14 protein-coding genes are annotated in these 16346 nt (G+C 66.8%); 2 read left to right on the top strand and 12 right to left on the bottom strand.

Annotated elements, in window-relative coordinates; genetic code table 11:
* Nucleotides 1-7: 7 nt before the first annotated feature.
* From ABWV23_RS08060 to ABWV23_RS08025, 8 genes are all read right to left on the bottom strand, one after another.
* A complete protein-coding gene (locus ABWV23_RS08060) occupies nt 8-541 on the bottom strand; it encodes a NuoB/complex I 20 kDa subunit family protein (protein ID WP_353346771.1) in 534 nt (177 codons plus the stop codon).
* A complete protein-coding gene (locus ABWV23_RS08055) occupies nt 532-897 on the bottom strand; it encodes an NADH-quinone oxidoreductase subunit A (RefSeq protein ID WP_353346769.1) in 366 nt (121 codons plus the stop codon). The genes ABWV23_RS08060 and ABWV23_RS08055 overlap by 10 nt, the downstream gene beginning before the upstream one ends.
* 306 nt (nt 898-1203) lie before the next feature.
* Complete coding sequence (locus ABWV23_RS08050) at nt 1204-1992, bottom strand: crotonase/enoyl-CoA hydratase family protein (RefSeq protein WP_353346767.1); 789 nt, start codon at nt 1990-1992, stop codon at nt 1204-1206.
* A 3-nt stretch (nt 1993-1995) separates the two neighbouring features.
* Nucleotides 1996-2859, bottom strand: a complete 864-nt coding sequence (locus ABWV23_RS08045) for a hydroxymethylglutaryl-CoA lyase (RefSeq protein WP_353346765.1) — start codon at nt 2857-2859, stop codon at nt 1996-1998.
* Between the two features lie 69 nt (nt 2860-2928).
* A complete protein-coding gene (locus tag ABWV23_RS08040) occupies nt 2929-4866 on the bottom strand; it encodes an acetyl/propionyl/methylcrotonyl-CoA carboxylase subunit alpha (RefSeq protein ID WP_353346763.1) in 1938 nt (645 codons plus the stop codon).
* Nucleotides 4867-4993: 127 nt separating this feature from the next.
* Entirely contained in the window at nt 4994-5968 is a 975-nt protein-coding gene (locus ABWV23_RS08035) for an NAD(P)H-dependent flavin oxidoreductase (RefSeq protein ID WP_502901631.1), read from the bottom strand.
* A 22-nt stretch (nt 5969-5990) separates the two neighbouring features.
* A complete protein-coding gene (locus tag ABWV23_RS08030) occupies nt 5991-7595 on the bottom strand; it encodes a carboxyl transferase domain-containing protein (RefSeq protein WP_353346761.1) in 1605 nt (534 codons plus the stop codon).
* Complete coding sequence (locus ABWV23_RS08025; protein WP_353346759.1) at nt 7592-9127, bottom strand: AMP-binding protein; 1536 nt, start codon at nt 9125-9127, stop codon at nt 7592-7594. Before ABWV23_RS08025 ends, ABWV23_RS08030 begins: the two co-directional genes overlap by 4 nt.
* Nucleotides 9128-9276: 149 nt before the next feature.
* Between ABWV23_RS08025 and ABWV23_RS08020 the strand changes: the two genes are divergently transcribed.
* On the top strand, nt 9277-9882 hold the full coding sequence (locus ABWV23_RS08020; protein ID WP_353346757.1) for an OmpW/AlkL family protein: 606 nt from the start codon (nt 9277-9279) through the stop codon (nt 9880-9882).
* Between the two features lie 97 nt (nt 9883-9979).
* Here the strand turns inward: ABWV23_RS08020 and ABWV23_RS08015 are convergent, their stop codons facing one another.
* The 3 genes from ABWV23_RS08015 to ABWV23_RS08005 form a co-directional block, all read right to left on the bottom strand.
* Nucleotides 9980-11143, bottom strand: a complete 1164-nt coding sequence (locus ABWV23_RS08015; RefSeq protein ID WP_353346755.1) for an isovaleryl-CoA dehydrogenase — start codon at nt 11141-11143, stop codon at nt 9980-9982.
* 129 nt (nt 11144-11272) lie between these two features.
* The gene (locus ABWV23_RS08010; RefSeq protein WP_353346753.1) at nt 11273-12763 is read right to left on the bottom strand and encodes a PAS domain-containing sensor histidine kinase; all 1491 of its coding nucleotides are present in this window, start codon (nt 12761-12763) and stop codon (nt 11273-11275) included.
* Between the two features lie 252 nt (nt 12764-13015).
* A complete protein-coding gene (locus ABWV23_RS08005) occupies nt 13016-14212 on the bottom strand; it encodes a DegT/DnrJ/EryC1/StrS family aminotransferase (protein ID WP_353346751.1) in 1197 nt (398 codons plus the stop codon).
* Nucleotides 14213-14341: 129 nt separating this feature from the next.
* Here ABWV23_RS08005 and ABWV23_RS08000 point away from each other — a divergent pair, with 129 nt between their 5' ends.
* A complete protein-coding gene (locus tag ABWV23_RS08000) occupies nt 14342-15646 on the top strand; it encodes an MmgE/PrpD family protein (protein WP_353346749.1) in 1305 nt (434 codons plus the stop codon).
* On the opposite strand, the gene ABWV23_RS07995 is transcribed toward ABWV23_RS08000, so the two are convergent.
* Nucleotides 15622-16293 carry an HAD-IA family hydrolase gene (locus tag ABWV23_RS07995; RefSeq protein ID WP_353346747.1) on the bottom strand — a complete coding sequence of 224 codons (672 nt, stop codon included), beginning with the start codon at nt 16291-16293 and terminating at the stop codon, nt 15622-15624. The genes ABWV23_RS08000 and ABWV23_RS07995 overlap by 25 nt on opposite strands.
* Nucleotides 16294-16346 lie beyond the last annotated feature (53 nt).

The following is a 16346-nucleotide window of genomic DNA, read 5'->3' as shown; positions in this document are numbered from 1 at the left end:
GCGCGGGTCAGCGCACGATCGTGCCGGTGCGGCGGATCTTGCGTTGCAGCTGCATCAGCCCGTAAAGCAACGCCTCGGCGGTCGGCGGGCAGCCGGGCACATAGACGTCGACCGGCACGATGCGGTCACAGCCGCGTACCACCGAGTAACTGTAGTGATAATAACCGCCGCCATTGGCGCAGGAGCCCATCGAGAGCACATAGCGCGGCTCGGGCATCTGGTCGTACACCTTGCGCAGCGCCGGCGCCATCTTGTTGGTCAGCGTGCCGGCCACGATCATCAGGTCGGACTGGCGCGGAGAGGCCCGCGGCGCGATGCCGAACCGCTCGGCGTCATAGCGCGGCATCGAGGTATGCATCATCTCGACCGCGCAGCAGGCCAGGCCGAAGGTCATCCAGTGCAGCGACCCGGTGCGGGCCCAGTTGATGACATCCTCGGTCGAGGTCAGCAGAAACCCCTTGTCCTGCAACTCGCGGTTCAGCGCCTGGGTCGCGACCTCCTTGTCGGCCCCGGCGGTGTTGGCTCCGGCCATCACTCCCATTCCAGTGCCCCCTTCTTCCATTCGTAGGCAAAGCCGATGGTCAGAACGCCCAGGAACACCATCATCGACCAGAAGCCCAGATCGCTCAGGTTCTTGAACCCGACCGCCCAGGGAAACAGCATCGCGATTTCCAGATCGAAGATGATGAACAGGATCGACACGAGGTAGAACCGGATGTCGAATTTCATCCGGGCGTCGTCAAAGGCGTTGAAGCCGCATTCGTAGGCGCTGACCTTTTCCGGATCCGGATTGCGCACCGCCAGAACGACGGCGGCAAGGATCAGAACCAGCCCAAGCCCAATGGCGACCGCCAGAAACACCAGAATCGGGAGATATTCCCGCAACAGCTCTTCCACGAGTGGCTCCTTTCCCGCGCGCCTGCCGTGGCGCACCGTCAATTGGCATGTTGACCTGCCGCTTCTCTACTCTCGACGGTCCGGAGCGTCAACCAAGCCGGGCGCATTCCCGGCCTGTTCTTGCGACAGGGCGGATTGCGTTCAGAATACTGAATATTGGTGGCTTTTCCCGCATCTCCCCAGCCCTGCCGCAGTGCAGCGCAACCGCGCAGCGGCAAACCGACCCCGACCGCCTGCCGGGTTTCGCGGCACCGGGTGGGGTTTTCCGGCATAACGAGTCCGCTTTGGCGTCCAGCATCGGGCGACTCAGCTGCCGAACGCCCAGGCCGGTTTGCGCTTGTCGAAAAACGCGGCGATTCCCTCGCGGGCCTCTTCCCCCTCCCAACGATCCACCAGTGCGCGAATGGTATGGTCGATCACCGCCTCGTCGATGCGCGGCCCCAACTCCCGCGTGAGCCGTTTTGCCGCGGCCACCGCCCCCGGCGCGCAGGCGAGATAGGGGGCCACCTCGGCCTCGGCGGCCTCGGCGAGGTCACCGGCCGGCACCGCCCGCGCCAAAAGGCCAAGCTCCACCGCCTCGGTGGCATCGAACAGCCGCGCCGACATGAACACCCGCCGCGCCCGCGCCTCGCCCATGCGGGCGATGACATAGGGGCCGATTGTCGCCGGGATCAGCCCCAGACGGGTCTCGGTCAGGCCCATCTTCAGATGATCCACCCCCAGCGTGACGTCACAGACCGAGGCCAGCCCAACCCCGCCGCCAAAAGCATTGCCCTGCAACGCGCCGATCAACGGCTTGGGCAGGGTATTGAGCGCCTGCAGCGCCAGCGCCAGCTTGCGCGCCTCGATGAACCGGGTCTCGGGATCGGCGGCCATCTGGTCCTGCATCCACCCCAGGTCGCCCCCGGCGCAAAAGCTCTTGCCCGCACCGGTCAGGATCACCGCCCGCACCGCCGCGTCGGCCGCCAGTTTCTGCGCCGCCTGCGTCAGTTCCGCGATCATCGTGGCCGACATCGCGTTATGCTTGTCCGGCCGGTTCAGTGTCAGCGTCGCGACACCCCGCGCGTCGGTCTCGATGGTGATCGTGTCAAACATGTCTCAGCTCCCTTCGCCCCGGCGCATCGCCCGCGCCATATCCGCCGCCCTAGCGATCACCGCGGCATCCAACCCGGTGTCATACCCCGACCGCGCCAGATGCGCCTGCACCGCCTCGGTCGCCACGTTCCCTGCCGCGCCGGGCGCGTAGGGGCAGCCGCCCAAGCCGCCAACGGCGGCATCGAAGACCCGGACCCCCTGCGCCAGCGAGGCGTCGATATTGGCCAGCGCCCGGCCCGCCGTGTCGTGGTAATGGCCGGCCAGCCGATCCGCCGGCACCACGCCAGAGACCGCCTGCAGCATCGCCGTGATGCTCTCCGGCGTGGCCTGTCCGATGGTGTCGCCCAGCGAGATCTCGTAACAGCCCATGTCGAACAGCCTTTCGGCCACCTCGGCCACCTTGCCCGGCGCAACCGCCCCGTCATAGGGGCAATCGGTCACGCAGGAGATATAGCCGCGCACCGGCATCCCGATCTCGCGCGCGGCCTCCATGATCGGCACGAAGCGCGCGATGCTCTCCTCGATCGTGGCGTTGATATTGGCCTTGGAAAATCCCTCCGAGGCGGCGGCGAAGACCGCCACCTCGGAGGCCCGCGCCGCGACCGCATCCTGGAACCCGCGCATGTTCGGCGTCAGCGCGGCATAGCGCACACCGGGCGCCCGGGCGATCCCCGCCAACACCTCGGCGCTGCCGGCCATCTGCGGCACCCATTTCGGGCTGACGAAACTGGCGCATTCGATGCGCGAAAACCCGGCCCCGCTGAGGCAATCGACCAGCGCCACCTTTTCCGCCACCGGGATCGCGCGTTTCTCGTTCTGCAGCCCGTCACGGGGACCAACCTCGAAGATCTCGACCCGTTCACCCATCTGCGCCCCTTTCCCGCTTCTTCTCTTTCCAAATACTCACCGTCGCGCGGCCCGCCGCCTGCGCGCCGCTCAGCCTTCTTCGTCCTCCAGCCGCACCAGCGGCGCCCCGGCCTCGACCTGCGCACCGGCCTCGGCCAGGACCTCGGCCACCGTGCCGTCGCGTGCCGCCGTCAGGGTATGCTCCATTTTCATCGCCTCGAGCACAGCCAGTTTCTCGCCCGCGGTCACCGCCTGCCCGGCCGCGACGAACACCGCCTTGACCAGCCCCGGCATCGGCGCCTCGATCAGGTTGCCGTCACCGCCGGCCTCCTGCGCGCGGTCCAGCGGATCGACCACCGTGAAGGCATGGCCCGGCCCGTCGAACACGGTCAACCTGTTGCCGGCTCGCGCCATCGGTGCGGCCCGGGTCTCGGCAAAGGTCCAGCCGCGCGGCGCGCGCCGGGCCTGCACGATCTCGGCACCGACCGCGATCTCGGCGGCTTCAGATCCGGTCAGCCGGATCACCACGCGATACTCCTCGCCGTCCAACTCCAGGAACAAGCTGCGCGCCAGCGGCGACCACAGGGTAAAGCCAGTTGCATCGCCTTCCTCCATCAGCCCGGCGGCGGCAAAGCCGGCCTGGGCCACCACCCGGGCCGGGACCGCATCGACCCGGGTCAGTGCCTCGAGATCGCGCTCGATCAAACCGGTATCCACGTCGCCCCCGGCAAAGCCCGCGTGCCGTGTCAGCGCCCCGAGAAAGGACAGGTTGGTGACCGATCCGGCCACCTCGCTTTCGTCCAGCGCCCGCGACAGCCGCGCCAGCGCGATCGCGCGGGTGGGGCCATGGGTGATGACCTTGGCGATCATCGGGTCATAGAACGGGCTGATGGTATCGCCCGCCCGCACGCCGCTGTCGATGCGGGCCCGCGCCGGGAACTCCAGGTGGGTCAGCGTCCCGGTCGCGGGCAGGAACCCCTTTGGCACGTCCTCGGCATAGAGCCGCGCCTCGAAGGCATGGCCGGTCAGCGTGATCTGCTCCTGCGTCAGCGGCAGCGGTTCGCCGGCGGCAACCCGCAATTGCCATTCGACAAGGTCGATGCCGGTGATCGCCTCGGTCACCGGGTGCTCGACCTGGAGCCGGGTGTTCATCTCCATGAACCAGAACCGGTCGGGGCGCAGCCCGTCCGAGCCGTCGACGATGAACTCGATGGTGCCCGCGCCCTTGTAGCCGATGGCGCGCGCCGCGCGCACCGCCGCCTCGCCCATCGCCTCGCACATCTCGGACGTCATGCCGGGGGCCGGGGCCTCCTCGATCACCTTCTGGTGGCGGCGCTGGAGCGAGCAGTCGCGCTCGAACAGATGCACCGCCTCGGTGCCGTCGCCAAACACCTGCACCTCGATATGGCGCGGTTTTTCCACGAATTTCTCGATCAGAACCGCGTCATTGCCGAAAGCGGTGCGCGCCTCGCCACGGGCGCTGTCCAGCGCGGCGGCGAACTCCTCGGGGCGCGCGACCTTGCGCATGCCCTTGCCGCCGCCGCCCGCGACCGCCTTGATCAGGACGGGATAGCCGATGGTATCGGCCGCGCCCGAGAGATGCTCGGGGTCCTGATTCTTTCCGTGATAGCCCGGCACCACGGGCACCCCCGCCTCTTCCATCAGCGCCTTGGCGGCGTCCTTGAGGCCCATCGCCCGGATCGCGTCGGCCGAGGGGCCGATGAAGGTGAGGCCCGCGGCCTCCACCGCCTCGACGAAATCGGGGTTCTCGGACAGAAAGCCATAGCCGGGGTGGATCGCCTGCGCGCCGGTGTCCAGCGCGGCCCGGATGATCACCTCGCCGCGCAGGTAGCTGTCGACTGGGGCCGAGCCGCCGATATGTACGCTTTGGTCGGCCAATTGTACATGTTTGGCCCCCGCATCGGCGTCGGAGTAGACCGCCACGGTTTTCACCCCCATGGCGCGGGCGCTTTCGATCACGCGAACTGCGATCTCGCCGCGGTTGGCGATCAGGATCTTGGTGAACATGCGTCAGGTCCTTTCATAGGATGCGCACCGGGGGCGGTGTGGGTTCCCGTGTCGCGCCAACGGCGCCCCCCGGAGTATGTGTCTGCCAGAAAAAGGCCGGTCGGAAATGAAGAAGAGGCGGGCCCGCTCATGTCACCGCTCCCCGCCAGCTGCCGCCAAGCAACGCCTCGGCCTGCGCGACCATCGCGGTCAGGATCTCGCCCGCCGGTGGCCGGTCATGGATCAGGCCCGCCGCCTCGCCGACAAAGGTATTGGCACGCGCCGGATCGCCCGCATCCCAGCCGGCCTTCCAACCGGCGGCGATCTCATCGGCGTGGGCGGCAAGCCCCTGCGGGTCGTCGTGCCAGCGCTCGGTGACCGGGTTTTTCAGCACCCGCGCGGTGTACCGCCCCGGCCAGTTCAGCCCGCGTGCCGCGTCCATCACCGTGCTGCGGATGGTGTCGTCGCCGCTGGCGGCGATGGCGGCCTCGGTCATGCCGGGCGCGGCCAGCGATTCCGCGCTGGCCCAGAACCGCGAGCCGACCAGCACCCCATCGGCCCCCAGCATCAACGCGGCAGCCAGCCCGCGCCCGTCGGCAATCCCGCCGGCGGCGACCAGCAGGGTCTCGGGGGAATGCGCGGCAAGCCAGTCCGCCACCTCGGGCACCAACGTCAAGGTGGCGCGTTTCTCGCCATGCCCCCCGGCCTCGGCCCCCTGTGCGACGATCACGTCGGCCCCTGCCCCGGCCGCCCGTTTCGCATCCGCCAGCGTCTGCACCTGGCAGATCAGCGGCACGCCAGCGGCCCGGATCGCGGCGGCGAAGGGCACCGGATCACCGAAGGAGAGAAAGACCGCCGCCGGGTTGCGGGCCAGAACCGCATCAAGCAGGCTTGGGGTTTCCGCCAGTTTCCAGGTGATGAAGCCGCAGCCGACAGACGTATTGCCCGCCGCGTCGAACTCCCGCGCGATCCAGTCGGCGTCGCAATAGGCCCCGCCAATCAGGCCGAACCCGCCGACGCGGGTGACCGCCGCCGCCAACCGCCCGCCGGTGGCCAGCGCCATCGGCGCGCAAAGCACCGGGGCGTCGATGCCGAAGGCTTTCGTCAGTCGGGTTTCGATCATGGCGTCTCTCCCTGCCGCGCGCTCACATCCGGAACACGCCAAAGCGGGTGTCGTCGATCGGCGCGTTGAGCGCGGCGCTGAGCGACAGGGCCAGCACGTCGCGGGTCTTGCGCGGGTCGATCACGCCGTCATCCCAAAGCCGCGCGGCGGCATAGAGCGGGTGCGACTGGCGCTCGAACATCTCCAGCGTGGGGCGCTTGAACTCGGCCTCTTCCTCCTCGGACCAGCTGCCGCCGCTGCGTTCGATGCCGTCGCGCTTGACCGTGGCCAGTACGCCCGCCGCCTGTTCACCGCCCATCACGCTGATGCGGGAATTGGGCCAGGTCCAGAGAAACCGCGGCTGATAGGCGCGGCCCGCCATGCCGTAGTTGCCCGCGCCGAAACTGCCGCCCACCAGCATGGTGATCTTGGGCACGTTGGTGGTGGCCACGGCGGTGACCAGCTTGGCCCCGTGGCGCGCGATTCCCTCGTTTTCGTATTTTCGCCCGACCATGAAGCCGGTGATGTTCTGCAGGAAGAGCAGCGGGATATGACGCTGGCTGCAGAGCTCGACGAAATGCGCGCCCTTTTGCGCGGCTTCCGAGAACAGCACGCCGTTGTTGGCGATGATCCCCACCGGGCACCCCTTGAGATGGGCAAAGCCGGTCACGAGGGTCTCGCCGAAGCGCGGCTTGAACTCGTCAAAGCGCGACCCATCGACCACCCGCGCGATCACCTCGCGGATGTCATAGGGGGTGCGCAGGCCGGCAGGCACCGCGCCGAGGATCTCGTCGGGGTCATAGGCCGGCTCTTCGGGCGATTGCCATTGCACCGTCTGCGGCTTGGCGCGGTTCAGATGGCTGACCGCGCGGCGGGCCAGCGCCAGCGCATGGGCATCATCCTCGGCCAGGTAATCGGCCACCCCGGACAGGCGCGTATGCACGTCGCCGCCGCCCAGATCCTCGGCGCTGACCACCTCGCCCGTCGCCGCCTTGACCAGCGGCGGACCGGCGAGGAAGATCGTGCCCTGTTCCTTGACGATGATGGTCACGTCCGACATCGCCGGCACATAGGCGCCGCCGGCGGTACAGGACCCCATCACCACGGCGATCTGCGGAATGCCGCGCGCCGACATGTTGGCCTGGTTGTAGAAGATGCGGCCGAAATGATCGCGGTCGGGGAACACCTCGTCCTGTTGCGGCAGGTTGGCGCCGCCGCTGTCCACCAGATAGACGCAAGGCAACCCACATTCGGCGGCGATCTCCTGCGCGCGCAGGTGTTTCTTGACCGTCATCGGGAAATAGGTGCCGCCCTTCACGGTGGCGTCGTTACAGACCACCATGACCTCCTGCCCCTCGACCCGTCCGATCCCGGCGATCACCCCGGCGCAGGGGGCGGCGCCATCGTACATGTCATGCGCCGCCGTGGCGCCGATCTCGAGGAATGGCGATCCGGGATCGAGCAGGTTCGCCACCCGCTCACGTGGCAGCATCTTGCCGCGCGAGACATGGCGCGCGCGGGATTTCTCGCCACCGCCCGCCGCCGCCAGTTCGGCGGCCTCGCGGATCACCGCCAGCGCCTCCAGGTGGGCAGCGCGGTTGGCCTGAAACTCCTCGGACGAGGGGATGATCTTGGACACGAGTTTCATTGTTCGGCCTCCTGTTCCGCCGCCGCGCGGCGTTTGAGTTCCTTGCGGATCACCTTGCCCGTCACCGTCATCGGCAGCGCGTCGAGAAAGGCGATTTCCCTAGGGTATGAATAGCTTGCGAGTCGCTCTTTCACATAGGCCTGCAGGTCCGTCCCGGTCGCTGTCGCGCCGGGCTTGCGCACCACATAGGCCTTGACGATCTCGGTGCGCAGCGGGTCGGGCTTGCCCACCACGCCCACGGTGGCGACATCCGGGTGGGTCATCAGGCAATCCTCGATCTCGGCCGGGCCGATGCGGTAGCCGGCGCTGGTGATCACGTCATCCTCGCGCCCGACAAAGCGCAGGTAATCCCCCTCCCAGACGCCGCGATCGCCGGTGATCAGCCAGTCGCCCTGAACCTTTTTCGCGGTTTCTTCCGGGTTGTTCCAGTATTGCAGCAGCATCGAGGCCGAACCGCGCCGCACGGCGACGTCGCCCTCCTCCATCGTCGGTTGCCCAGCCCCGTCCAGCACGGCAATCTCGTGCCCCGGAACCGGCTTGCCGATGCAGCCGGGGCGCGCCGGGAAATCGGCGCCGCAGGAGGTGGCGATCATGTTGCACTCGGTCTGGCCGTAGAACTCATTGATCTCGAGGCCGAAGGCACCACGGCCCCAGGCCAGCATCTCGGCACCCAGCGGTTCGCCCCCCGAGGCGACCGAGCGCAGCCCCGGAACGCCCTGGTCGGCGGCCTTGAGCATCCGCAGGGCCGTGGGCGGGAAAAACACGTTTCGGACAGAGGCTTGCGCGATGATCTTCGCGGCCCCTTCGGGGGTGAACTTCTCCATCCGCGCGGCGACCACCGGCACCCCCAGCGCCAGCCCCGGCATCAGCACGTCGAACAGCCCGCCGATCCAGGCCCAGTCGGCCGGGGTCCACAGGCAATCGCCCGGCTGGCCCAGGCGATCATGGCTGAGGAACACCCCCGGCAGATGGCCGGTCAGCACCCGGTGCGCGTGCAGCGCGCCCTTGGGGCTGCCGGTGGTGCCGGAGGTATAGATCAACACGGCGGGATCCTCGGAGCCGGTATCGGCGAAGGGAACCGGATCGCCCGCGATCCCGGCCTCCTCCACCATCAGCGGCGTCGCCAGGTCGCCCAGGAGTCCTGCGCCCTCGGGATCGGTCAGCACCAGCCGCGCGCCGGCATCTCCCACCCGGCTGCGCAGCGCGTCATGCTTGAACAGCTTGAACAAGGGCACCGAGATCGCGCCGATCTTCCAGATCGCCAGATGCGCCGCAGCGCACCAGGGCGATTGGCTGAGCAGCACGCCGACCCGGTCGCCGGTTACAACGCCCTCGGCCAGCAGGCGCCGGGCCAGCGCATCGGCCATCGCCGCAAGCTCGGCCACCGTCACATCCCGGCGCGCGGGTCCGGTCAGGTCGATGATCGCCAACCGATCCGGATCGCCGCCCAAGGCTTGCGCGGCCATGTTCAACCGCGGCGGCACATCCCAGCCCCCCGCTACGCTCAAACCGGGTATTCCCTCAGCGGGCATCACGATACAACCTTTTGTTTTTGTGTCACTTTATTACAGGCGCGCGGATCGCCTCGTCGCATCTTCCCGATCCGGACTTGATCCAGATCACGGAAACGCCTGCCCCCCGGCGCGAAGGTCCGGCCACGAGAATAAGAAAGGACAGACAGATGACACGCCAAACGGCTGCATTGCTTTTTTCCACGGCTCTGGCCACGATGCTGGCCGGGCCCTTGGCCGCTCAGTCCCAAGGGGATTGGACCGTGGGTATCGGGTTCGGCCTCGTGAACCCGAAATCCGATAATGGTACGCTGGCGGGTGCCGCAGCGACGGTTGACGACAGCGTGCGTCCGACCTTCACGGGTGAGTACTTCTTTCGCGACAACTGGGGTATCGAGTTGCTGGCCGCGACGCCGTTCAAGCATGATGTGAACATCGGTGGCGCCTACGCCGCGACGGTCAAGCAACTGCCGCCGACCCTGACCGTGAATTACCATATTCCGACCCAGTCGGCCTTTACCCCGTTTGTCGGCCTCGGCCTGAACTACACCACCTTCTGGGACGAAACCTCGCCGCTTGGGGTGGTCGAGATCGATGATTCCTGGGGCGTGGCCGCACATGCGGGTGTGGATTACGACATCGGCAACAATGGCGCGCTGCGCATGGACGTGCGCTGGGTCAACATCCAGTCCGACGTGACGCTGAACGGCGCCTATATCGGTGAGGCCGAGATCGACCCGCTGGTCTGGGGCATTTCCTACATTCACCGGTTCTGATCTCCCCCCATGTGCGCCGGGCCGTGTGCCCGGTGCCGCTGACCGGCCCGCGCGCCTCCCTCGGTCGCGCGGGCCGTTTGCGTTTCGGCTTGGCCGCTCAGCCCATCGCGCCCATCAGTTCGCGCCCGATCAGCATGCGGCGAATCTCGCTGGTGCCGGCCCCGATCTCCATCAGCTTGGCATCGCGGAAAATCCGGCTGACGGCGGCATCCGACAGAAAGCCCGCGCCGCCCATCGCCTGCACCGCCTGGTGCGCCTGTTTCATCGCCTCCTCGGAGGCATAGAGACAGCAGGCCGCCGCATCCTGCCGGGTCACCGCCCCCTTGTCGCAGGCCTTGGCAACCTCGTAGACATAGGCGCGGGCCGAGTTCATCGCGGTGTACATGTCGGCGATCTTGCCCTGCATGAGTTGGAAGTTCCCGATCGGCTGGCCGAATTGTTTGCGCTCGGCCAAATAGGGCATGATTTCATCCAGGCAGGCGGCCATGATGCCGGTGCCGATCCCGGCCAGCACCACGCGCTCATAGTCCAGCCCCGACATCAGAACGCGCACACCCTTGCCTTCTTCGCCCAGCACGTTCTCGAACGGCACCTCGCAATCGTCAAAGATCAGTTCGGCGGTATTGGAGCCGCGCATGCCCAGCTTGTCGAAATGCGGCGAGGTCGAGAACCCCTTCATCGTCTTCTCGACGATAAAGGCGGTGATCCCGCGCGCGCCCGCCTCCGGATCGGTCTTGGCATAGACCACCAGCGTATCGGCGTCGGGGCCGTTGGTGATCCAGTACTTGTTGCCGTTCAGCACGTAGTAGCCGTTGCGCTTTTCCGCCCGCAGCTTCATCGACACCACGTCGGAGCCGGCACCGGGTTCGCTCATCGCCAACGCGCCCACATGCGTGCCTGAGATCAGCCCGGGGAGGTATTTCTTCTTCTGTTCCTCGTTCGCGTTCAGCTTGATCTGGTTGACGCAGAGGTTGGAATGCGCCCCGTAGGAGAGCGAGACCGAGGCGCTGGCGCGAGCGATCTCCTCGACCGCGATGGTATGGGCCAGGTACGACATGCCGGCGCCACCGTACTCCTCGGAAACGGTGATGCCGAGCAGGCCCAGATCGCCCATTTCCTTCCACAGATCGGCCGGGAAATCATTGTTGCGGTCGATCTCGGCCGCCATCGGTTTGACCCGCTCCTGCGCCCAGCGATGCACCATCTCGCGCAGCGCATTCACATCCTCACCCAGATCGAATTGCATGGTTGCGTTAAACATGGCCCCTCCCGGCGCATTTAATGAACACGTGTTCATTTAATACGGGCAAGACATGAGTCGCGTCAAGCATTGCATGCCGACCCGCCGGGACGGCGACCTTTCGTTGGATTTTCTGGCGGTGCGGCGCCCCTAGACGCAGGGCAGCAGGTAGAACGAGAACACCGCCCCCTGGCCTTCGACGCTTTGCACCTCGATCGAGCCCCCATGTTCCTCGACGATGGAGCGCGCGATCGCGAGGCCGAGACCGGCCCCGGCTGTGGTGCGTGCATCCGACTGATCCGCCTGGGTGAACGGCTGAAAGATGCTCTTGAGAAACTTCTTTGGAATGCCGATGCCCCGGTCGATGACCGATACGGCAACCCGCGCGCCATCCCGTTGCACCCGAACATCGACACTGCCGCCGGGTTCGGAAAACCGAACCGCGTTCGACAACAGGATGCTGAACACCTTGGACAGCCCCAGCGCATCGCCCTTGACGCACACCGGCGCCTTTGCGGGTTCATAGCGAATCTCGACCCCCTTCTCGGACCTGTAGTCCGCCAGGTCGGCGATGACCTCTCCGATCACCTTGTCGAGGCTCAGCCGGGTCAGCTTTGACGAATTCCGCCCGGTCGCGATCCGCTCCATGTCCAACAGGTTCTCGATCAGGTATTCCAGCCGCGCCGTGTTCTTGAGCCCCATGTCGGCCAGGCGGCCCGCCGTGCCCCCGGCGCCCCCCACGGGTCCGGAGTTGATCAGGCCGAAGGCCCCCTTGATCGCGGTCAGTGGCGTTCGCAACTCGTGGCTGAGATTGGCAACGAACTGTTGCTTGGCAAGCTCCGCCTGCTTGCGCTGGCTGATGTCGCGCACGTGGGCCAGAAAGCGCGGTTTCTCGTGGCGCGGGCGGATCAACTGGATGGTCACCTCGGCCGGTGTGCGGCGCCCGTCCGGGCGTCGCTGTTCCGCCTCGAAGTTGATCCACTTACTTCCGCCGGACAGGAGCTTTTTCACCCGCTCGACGATCTCCTTGCGCGAAAACCCTTCGATCAGATCGCAGGGGGTCAGTTCCGTCGCCGCCTGCCCCAACGCCCGAAGCCGGATACGCGCGCTCCGGTTGGTATAGAAAACATGATAGGTTTCCGGCCAGAACAGATAGATCTCGTCCTTGATGTGGTCAAAGGACATCTGCCGCTGCAAGTTCGCCTCGGCCGATTTGACCTCGGTGATATCGGTGTGGATGGACAGGTATTTCTCGGGCTTCCCGTCAGGAGAGAAGAACGGAACAATGGTCGCCTTGACCCAGTACGTCTCTCCGCTCTTCTTGATTTGCTTGACTTCCCCGCTCCAGGTCTTGCCGCTGGAGATGGTGGCCCAGAGTTCCTCGTAAAGCTCGGGGGGATGCTCATCGGAGCGCAACAGGCGATGGGTTTGCCCGATCAGTTCCTCGCGGGAGTAGCCGCTGATTTCGGCATAGCGATCATTGACATAGAGGATTTTTTCCTCGGCGTTTGTGACGCTGACAAGCGCGTGCTGATCCAGGGCATAGGCCAGAAAACTTTCGCCGGCCGCCGTACCGGGAGACCGTCGAACGATGGTGGGAAACAAAGTAGCCAAGTCCCCCTGGACCGTGCCGCCAGCCATTTCATCTCTCCTCAATGTCGCCCGACTGTTTTCCTAGGGTGACCTATCTTGTTATTTTTCTTCGTGGCTACACTATAGGTTGCCGGCCTGCGGGCTAGTCAATATCTAATTGATTTTTACCGGCTCCTGGCAGCGGTTTGCCGCACCGTCACTGTGCCTGAGCAAAACCCGGAAAGCCGGATTTGCGCGAAAATCCTCTTGGTTCCGCATTGACACAAGACTGCGCGCCAGGATCAGGGTGATGCGACGGCCCTACGCGGGGTCCTGGAACACGCCCCCCACCTCGGCGCGGATGATCCGCGCGATCAGCGCGCAATCCTCGAGGCTGAAGGTCAAGGGCACCCTCAAATCCACGATACCGGCAAGAACCCGGTCGGTCTGCGGCATGGCGGCAGAGGGCGCATAGCGCCAACTGTCATAACGCGAGGTGAAGCCCTGGGGTTCGGCGGCGCCGAACCACTTCAACTCGACCCCACGCGCAGCGCACCGCCGCAGCACCGCCTGCACCTTCTCCTCGGGCCAGTCGAGCAGCAGGAACTGGAACGACGATCCGACCGGTGTTTCGGCCTTCGGACGGTCGATCACGGTCAGCCCGGGCGTATTGCGCAGCCCCGCCTCAAGCACGCCGTAGCGTTCGTTCCAACGCGCCACCTGGGCCTCCAGCGCGCGCAATTGCGGACGCAGGATCGCGGCGCGCAGGTTGTCCATCCGGCCCGAGATATTCGGCGTGTCGTACTTGACCCGCTCGAACACCTCCGGCCCCGGTGCGGCGAGGTGACGATCATACAGCATGTAGGATCCCGACAGGATCACCGCCCGCGCGGCGACCTCTTCGTCGTCGGTCACCAGCAACCCGCCCTCACCCGAATTCACATGCTTGTAGGTCTGGCAGGAATAGCAGCCCACCAGCCCATGCCGCCCCGAGGGCACACCGTTCCACGCCGCCCCCATGGTATGGGCGCAATCCTCGATCACGGTGAGGCCGGCGGCGGTGCAGATCTCCATCAGCCGATCCATGTCGCAGATATGCCCACGCATGTGGCTGAGCAGCAGCACCCGCGCCTGATCCGCCTTGGCGACCAGGTCGTCCAGGTCGATGGTCAGCTGTTCGGTCACGCCGACGTAGGCGGGCTTTGCCCCGATCGAGGCGATCGCGCCCGGAACCGGCGCCAGGGTAAAGGCATTGGTCAGCACCGTGTCGCCGGGTTTCACCCCCGCCGCCCGCATCGCCGTCGACAGCGCATAGCCGCCAGACGTGACGGCAAGGCAGTATTTCGCCCCCATCTGCGCCGCGAACTCCTGCTCCAGCAGCGCCGCCTCGCTCACCTCGCCCTCGGCCACGTTGTAACGATGCAGCCGGCCATGACGCAGCACCGCCAGCGCCGCCTCGATCCCCTGTTCCGGGATCGGCTCCTGCTGGGTGAAACTGCCTGTGAAAATCTCGCTCATGCGCCGTTATTGGGCCGCCTGCACGGCACGGTCAATATCCCCCGGCGCGATTTCACGAAGTTGAAACCTTGTCCGATTGCGCGTCGCAAACAGGACAGATTGCCGCCGCCGCTTCCCTAGCCTGTCTGCATGACACCGCTCGACCTGATCCACGGGCTGTCCTGGCCCGACCTGCCGCCCGAGGTGCGAGCGCGGGTGCGCCTGTGCCTGCTCGACCTGATCGGTGTCGCCGCCGGCGGCCACGGCACGAGACTCAGCGCGATCATCCGCGATCATGCCGCCGCGCATTTCGGCGGCGATGCGCCGATGCTGTTCGAGGCCCGAACCGCCAGCCTGCCCGGCGTTGCGCTGGCCGGCGGCATGATGATCGACTCGCTGGACGGACATGACGGCTACAACCCGTCCAAGGGTCATATCGGCTGTTCCCTGTTCCCCGCCGCACTGGCCGTGGCGCATCGGGCGGGCGCCAGCGGCGCCGACTTTCTTGCCACCATCGCGATGGGTTACGAGATCGGCGCGCGCGTGGCCGAGGCCCAGCATGGCACCGTGCCCGAGTTCCACACCTCGGGCAGTTGGGGGGCGGTAACGGCGGCGGCCGCCGCCGCGCGCCTGTTGCGGCTGGATCGCGACCGGACCCGCCACGCGCTCGGCATCGCCGAGTACCACGGCCCGCGCAGCCAGATGATGCGCTGCATCGACCATCCCACCATGGTCAAGGACGGCTCTGGATGGGGGGCGATGGCCGGGGTCTCTGCCGCCTTGCTGGCCCAAGAGGGGTTCACCGGCGCCCCCGCCGTGACGGTCGACGCGGCGCCGGCGTACTGGCGCGATCTCGGCCAGCGTTGGGCCGTCCTCGAGCAGTATTTCAAACCCTACCCGGTCTGCCGCTGGGCCCATGCCCCGGTCGAGGGGGTGCTGGCGCTGCGCCGCGCCCATCACCTGCGCCCCGAGCAGGTCACGCGCATCGAGGTCGAGACCTTTCACGAATCCGTTCGCCTCGCGATGCGCGAGCCCAAACGCTCGGACGAGGCACAGTATTCCACCTCCTACCCCGCCGCGCTGGCCATGGTGCATGGAGAGATCCGGCCCGAACACCTGGCCGACGACTCCCTGGATCACCCGGAGGTGCTCCGGCTGTCCCGCTCCATGGTGCTGCGCGAAGCCGACCGCGCCAATGCCGCGTTCCCGCTGCGCCGTTTCGCCCGGGTCACGCTGATCCTGCACGACGGGCGCAGCCTGCGCGGCGATTGGGTCACCCCGCGCTGGGATCACACCGATCCCCCGACCGAAGGTGAGCTTCGCGTCAAGTTCCACGATCTGGCCGACCCTGTGCTGGGACGGCCCCGCGCCGACGCCATCGAGGACGCCCTGTCAAAACTGGAAAGAACCGGGCTGGCGCCGCTGACCGATCAGCTGTTCGCGCCGATCAACTGAGCCACGAGGCCGGGCAGATCCTCGAACCGCTCCAACAGCGCCTCGGGCGCCAGCGCCGCCATGTCGGCACCGGAGGGGCCGAAGGTCACCAGAACCGAGGGCACGCCGGCGGCGCGGGCGGTGTTGCGGTCGGTGTCGGAATCGCCGACCAGCAGCGTCCTGGCCGGATCGCCACCGGCGCGCCGGGCCGCCTCGCGCAGAGGTTCGGGATCGGGCTTGCGCACCGTCAGCGTATCGGCCCCGACCAGCGCGGCAAAGACGTCGCGCACGCCCAGCCGCCGCAGCAGCAGGTCGGCCAGCCCTTCGGGCTTGTTGGTGCAGACGCCAAGACCATAGCCCGCCGTACCCAGCGCCTCGACCGCCGCCATCGCGCCGGGATACAGCACGCTGTGCCGGTCGATATCCTCGGCATAGGCCTCGAGCAGCACCGGGTAATAGGCCTCGACCGTATCGGCGTCATAGCGCCCCAGCCGCTCCAGCCCCACGGTCAGCATCCGCTTGCCGCCACGCAGCGCAACACCCTGGTCGGCATCGGGATCAAGCACGTCGCCAACCCCCATCTGCCGGAAACAGGCATTGGCCGCCGCAATCAGGTCGCCCGAGGTATCGGCCAGCGTCCCGTCCAGATCGAAGATCACCGTGCGCATGTCCTGCCTCCTTCGGCGTGTTTCCGCCCGCCCCTGTTGCATCCCGCAACCTT

Origin of the sequence: Aquicoccus sp. SU-CL01552 (assembly GCF_040365005.1) — a bacterium.
Classification (GTDB): Bacteria; Pseudomonadota; Alphaproteobacteria; order Rhodobacterales; family Rhodobacteraceae; genus Antarcticimicrobium.
Note: the sequence above shows the minus strand (reverse complement) of the source record. Positions and strands in the feature narration are given on the sequence as shown.

Excerpts from the sequence above, each read along its gene's own strand:
- ABWV23_RS08060 (WP_353346771.1), bottom strand. The coding sequence starts at position 541 with ATGGGAGTGATGGCCGGAGCCAACACCGCCGGGGCCGACAAGGAGGTC.
- ABWV23_RS08050 (WP_353346767.1), bottom strand. The coding sequence starts at position 1,992 with ATGTTTGACACGATCACCATCGAGACCGACGCGCGGGGTGTCGCGACG.
- ABWV23_RS08045 (WP_353346765.1), bottom strand. The coding sequence starts at position 2,859 with ATGGGTGAACGGGTCGAGATCTTCGAGGTTGGTCCCCGTGACGGGCTG.
- ABWV23_RS08040 (WP_353346763.1), bottom strand. The coding sequence starts at position 4,866 with ATGTTCACCAAGATCCTGATCGCCAACCGCGGCGAGATCGCAGTTCGC.
- ABWV23_RS08035 (WP_502901631.1), bottom strand. The coding sequence starts at position 5,968 with ATGATCGAAACCCGACTGACGAAAGCCTTCGGCATCGACGCCCCGGTG.
- ABWV23_RS08030 (WP_353346761.1), bottom strand. The coding sequence starts at position 7,595 with ATGAAACTCGTGTCCAAGATCATCCCCTCGTCCGAGGAGTTTCAGGCC.
- ABWV23_RS08025 (WP_353346759.1), bottom strand. The coding sequence starts at position 9,127 with ATGCCCGCTGAGGGAATACCCGGTTTGAGCGTAGCGGGGGGCTGGGAT.
- ABWV23_RS08020 (WP_353346757.1), top strand. The coding sequence starts at position 9,277 with ATGACACGCCAAACGGCTGCATTGCTTTTTTCCACGGCTCTGGCCACG.
- ABWV23_RS08015 (WP_353346755.1), bottom strand. The coding sequence starts at position 11,143 with ATGTTTAACGCAACCATGCAATTCGATCTGGGTGAGGATGTGAATGCG.
- ABWV23_RS08010 (WP_353346753.1), bottom strand. The coding sequence starts at position 12,763 with ATGGCTGGCGGCACGGTCCAGGGGGACTTGGCTACTTTGTTTCCCACC.
- ABWV23_RS08005 (WP_353346751.1), bottom strand. The coding sequence starts at position 14,212 with ATGAGCGAGATTTTCACAGGCAGTTTCACCCAGCAGGAGCCGATCCCG.
- ABWV23_RS08000 (WP_353346749.1), top strand. The coding sequence starts at position 14,342 with ATGACACCGCTCGACCTGATCCACGGGCTGTCCTGGCCCGACCTGCCG.
- ABWV23_RS07995 (WP_353346747.1), bottom strand. The coding sequence starts at position 16,293 with ATGCGCACGGTGATCTTCGATCTGGACGGGACGCTGGCCGATACCTCG.